Source organism: Actinomycetota bacterium, assembly GCA_036280995.1.
Lineage (GTDB): Bacteria > Actinomycetota > CALGFH01 > CALGFH01 > CALGFH01 > CALGFH01.
On the sequence record DASUPQ010000580.1, the window covers coordinates 1 to 4,135 of the forward strand.

Annotated in this window: 3 protein-coding genes; 2 read left to right on the plus strand and 1 reads right to left on the minus strand. The window is 79.4% G+C overall.

Features of this window, described 5'->3' with window-relative positions; translation table 11 throughout:
* Positions 1 to 79: 79 nt before the first annotated feature.
* Positions 80 to 2,191 carry an AAA family ATPase gene (locus VF468_19455; GenBank protein HEX5880464.1) on the plus strand — a complete coding sequence of 704 codons (2,112 nt, stop codon included), beginning with the start codon at positions 80 to 82 and terminating at the stop codon, positions 2,189 to 2,191.
* 18 nt (positions 2,192 to 2,209) lie between these two features.
* A complete protein-coding gene (locus tag VF468_19460) occupies positions 2,210 to 3,058 on the plus strand; it encodes an alpha/beta fold hydrolase (protein ID HEX5880465.1) in 849 nt (282 codons plus the stop codon).
* Here VF468_19460 and VF468_19465 read toward each other — a convergent pair.
* On the minus strand, positions 3,055 to 3,891 hold the full coding sequence (locus VF468_19465; GenBank protein ID HEX5880466.1) for a hypothetical protein: 837 nt from the start codon (positions 3,889 to 3,891) through the stop codon (positions 3,055 to 3,057). The two genes, VF468_19460 and VF468_19465, sit on opposite strands and share 4 nt — an antisense overlap.
* Positions 3,892 to 4,135 lie beyond the last annotated feature (244 nt).

A 4,135-nucleotide genomic window follows, 5' to 3' on the forward strand; every position in this document is an offset into this window, starting at 1 on the left:
GGCATCCGCGGCCACGCCGGCAGCCGAACCCCGGGATGCCGGGGCCCCCGAACGGGAGGGTGGCCGAGCCGGAGGAGGGGTGCCGGGGGTTGTCCACAGCCCCCCGGCGCCGCCAGCCCCGGTGCCGCTGGTCGGGCGGGACCAGGAGTGGGCGGCCCTGCTGGAGGCCTACCAGGGGGTGGCCGGCGACGGGCGGCTGGTGGTGGTCGAGGGCGAGGCCGGGATCGGCAAGACCCGGCTGGCCGACGAGCTGGCCGGCCACGTCCGGTCGCTGGGGGCGGCGGTGGTCCGGGGCCGCTGCTACGAGGAGGAGGCCGGGGTCGCCTACGGGCCGTTCATCGAGGGCCTCCGCGGCGCCCTGGCCGCCGGCGCCACCCTGGACGGGGTGCCGCGGCACTGGCTGGCCGAGGCCGGGCGGCTGCTGCCCGAGCTGGTCGAGGCCCATCCCGGGCTGCCCGACCCGGGACCGCTGGACGGCCCGGCCGCCGGCCGCCAGTTCTTCGAGGGGGTCAGCCAGGTCCTGCTGGCCGCCACCGCCGGCCCGGGGGGGTCCGGGGGACCGCCAGGGTGGTCCCCCGGTGGATCGCCCCCCGGGCTGCTGGTCCTCGACGACCTGCACTGGGCGGACGAGGCGTCCCTGGACGTGCTCGCCTACCTGGTCCACCGGCTCGCCGGCCGGCCGCTGCTGGTGGTGGCCTGCTGGCGCTCCGAGCAGGTGCCGGCCGACGCCCGCCTGCGCCGGCTGGCCGCCGAGGCCCGGCGGGACGGTCACGGCCAGGTCCTGGAGCTGGGCCGTCTCGACGCCGCCGCCGTGGCCGAGCTGGTCAGCGCCGTCGCCCCCGCCCGGGCCGGGGCGGCCGGGCTGCTGCACGAGCGCACCGAGGGCCTGCCGTTCCTGGTGCTGGAGTACCTGGCCGTGGTCGGCGAGGACGGCGAGCTGCCGGCGCTGCCGCCCGGCGGGGCCCGCGACCTGCTGGCCGCCCGGGTCCGCGGGGTCGGCGACGCGGCCCGGCAGGTGCTGGCCACCGCGGCCGTGCTCGGCCGCTCCTTCGACGTCGACACCGCTCGGGCGGCCAGCGGCCGCAGCGACGAGGAGGCGGTGGCCGCCCTGGAGGAGCTGGCCGCCCGCGGCCTGGTCCGCGAGGTCGCCGGGGACGTCTACGACTTCGGCCACGGGCTGGTCCGCGACCTCGTCTACGCCGAGACGAGCCTGGCCCGGCGGCGGCTGCTGCACCGCCGGGTGGGGGAGGCGCTGGCCGCGGCCGCCCGGGGCCGCCGCCCGCTGGAGCCGCCGGCGGCCTCGATCGCCCGCCACCTGGAGCTGGGCGGCGCCGCCGCCGAGGCCGCCGCCTGGCACCGGACGGCCGGCGACCAGGCCCGGGCCGTGTTCGCCAACCGCGAGGCCCTGGGCCACTACCGGGCCGCGCTCGCCCTCGGCCACCCCGACGCCGCCGGCCTGCACGCGGCCGTCGGCGACCTGGAGACCCTGCTCGGCAACTACGACGCCGCCCTGGCCGCCTACACCGAGGCCGCCGAAGGGGCGGGCGACGCCGACCGCTGGGTCATCGAGCGCAAGCTCGGCGCCGTCTCCGCCCGCCGCGGCGACTGGGACGCGGCCGAGCGGCACCTGACCGCGGCCCTGACCGCGCTCGGGCCCGGCGGGACCGAGGGCGGCCGGGCCGGCCTGGCCGCCGACCGCAGCCTGGCCGCCCACCGCCAGGGCCGCGACGACGCCGCCGAGCAGCTGGCCAACGACGCCCTCGACCTGGCCGGCGAGGCCGGCGACCCGGACGCCCTGGCCCGGGCCCACGGCATGCTGGGGATGCTCGGCGCCGCCCGCGGCGACCACGACGCCGCCCGCCGGCACCTGGAGCAGAGCCTGGCCCTGGCCGAGGCCCTGCCCGACCCCAGCGCCCGGGTGGCGGCGCTCAACAACCTGGCCCTGGCCCTGCGGGCCACCGGCGAGATCGGCCTGGCCACCGAGCACACCCGGACCGCCCTGGAGCTCTGCGCCCGCCAGGGCGACCGCCACCGCGAGGCGGCGCTGCACAACAACCTGGCCGACCTGCTGCACCTCGGCGGCCGCCACGCCGAGGCCATGGACCACCTCAAGCAGGCGGTGGCGATCTTCGCCGAGGTCGGGGAGCCGGGGGCCCTGGAGCCGGAGATCTGGAAGCTGGTCTCCTGGTAGCTCCCTGCTGTGGGAGGCTTGGCCGATGGCCCCGACCCTCAGCCGCAGGCAGGCCGTGGCCGCCGGCGCGCTCGGCGCGGCCGCGGTCATGGCCGGCGGCGCCGGACTGGTCCAGGCGGGGGTGCTGCCCGGCCGCTACCGGGTCGGGCGGCTGCTGGGGGCCTGCGACGTCGGCGACCTCCCGCCCACCGACGTCGCCCCGGCCCGCTGCGCTTCGCCAGCTTCCCCTCCGAGCAGCGGGGGCGGCCGGTCGGCTACGGCGTCGCCTGGCCGCCCGGGTCCGGCCCCGGCGACCGGCTGCCGGTCTGCCTGCTGCTGCACGCCGCCGCCGGGGACGAGCGGGCCCCGTTCCAGCGGCTGCGGCTGCACCACCACCTGGCCCAGGCGGTCGGCGCCGGCGGGATCCGGCCGTTCGCGCTGGCCTCGGCCGACGGGCGGGGGAGCGGCTGGCGGCCCGGCCCCGCCGACGACCCGTTCGGGATGCTCCTGGAGGAGCTGGCCCCGCTGCTGTCCGGCCTCGGCCTGCGCACCGGCCCCGGCCAGCTCGGGGTCCTCGGCTGGTCGATGGGCGGCGCCGGCGCCCTGCGCCTGGCCGAGGCCCACCCCGGGCGCCTGGCCGCCGTGGTCGCCACCAGCCCGGCCATCGCCGAGACCGGCTCCGAGGTGGCCGGCGCCGGCCGCCTGACCGGCCTGGCCGTCAAGGTCGACTGCGGTGCCAACGATCCGTTCGCCCCCGGCGCCCGCGCCCTGGCCACCACCCTCCCCGTCGCCCAGATCGCCGTGACCAAGGGCTGCCACGACGGCCGCTTCTGGCAGGAGCAGGCCCCGGCCCAGCTCCGGTTCCTGGCCGCCGCCCTCAGCGCCTAGGGGCCGGGCGCAGCCACAGCGATGCGGCGGTGGGCTGCACCGTCTGGTCGGTCACGGCCAGGGTGGCGGCCACGGCCGGGCTGGAGCCCTCCGGCAGGTGCCGACCACCACCAGGGCCGCGGCCACCCCGGCCAGGATGGCGGCCAGGGCGACCCAGCGCAGCTGCAGCCGCTCGGCCCGGCGCCGCGGAACCGCTGCAGCAACGCCACCGCCCCCACGAGCAACGAGACGAGGACGACCAGGGCGGCGGCCCCGTCGGCCTGCCGCAGGAGCCGGTCGGCCGGGCCGCCCGCCGGGCCGGGCACGGCCAGCGGGCTGACGACCGACCCGAAGGGCGGGTCCATCGGGGACCGCTGCAGCGCCTCGGCCAGCATGTAGGCCAGCGGCGCGGCCGCCGCCAGCCACACCCACCAGCGCCAGCGGGGCGACGGCGGCGAGCCGGTCGGGGTGAGGAGCAGGACGAAGCCGATGGCGGCGGGCCACAGGGTCCAGCCGATGTCGGCGAACAGGGCCGCCCAGCGGGCGCCGGGCAGCGGACCGGCACCGGCCAGCAGCGCGTGGCTGGCGTAACGCCCAGCCCGAGCAGCAGCCAGCCCACCGGGTGCCGGGGCCGGCGGGTGACCAGCACCGCTCCCACCGTGGCCGAGGTCACCGAGGCCAGCAGCAACGGCAACGCCTCCCGCACCGTCAGCTGGACCAGGTCGCCCCGGCCGACCCGGCGGTGCAGCTCGCCCAGCCAGGCGGTGACCAGGAAGGCAAGGGTGCCCAGCCCCACCGCCCCGGGCGGCCGCGGCCGCCGTCGGGTGCCACTCCCGGCCGTCGTTCCCCGCCATGGCGGCCAGCATCGCCACCTCCGTCACGGCATCGCTACGGCGCGGTGACCGACGGCACGGCGGTCCGGTGACGTCGGTCACCGGGTCCGCGGACGCCGGTACGCAAGAATGACCAGACCGAGGTGCGACGGCTGGGAGGAAGATGCCGTTTATCGCCAAGTCAGCTGCTCCGGTCGCGTCCGCTCCGGCGGCGCGGCACTGGACCTTCGACCGGGCCGCCCTCGGCGGGCTGACCGCCTTCGTG

What these genes read in the sequence shown, in the direction of transcription:
- VF468_19465 (HEX5880466.1), bottom strand. Translation starts at nt 3,891, where the DNA reads ATGGCGGGGAACGACGGCCGGGAGTGGCACCCGACGGCGGCCGCGGCC.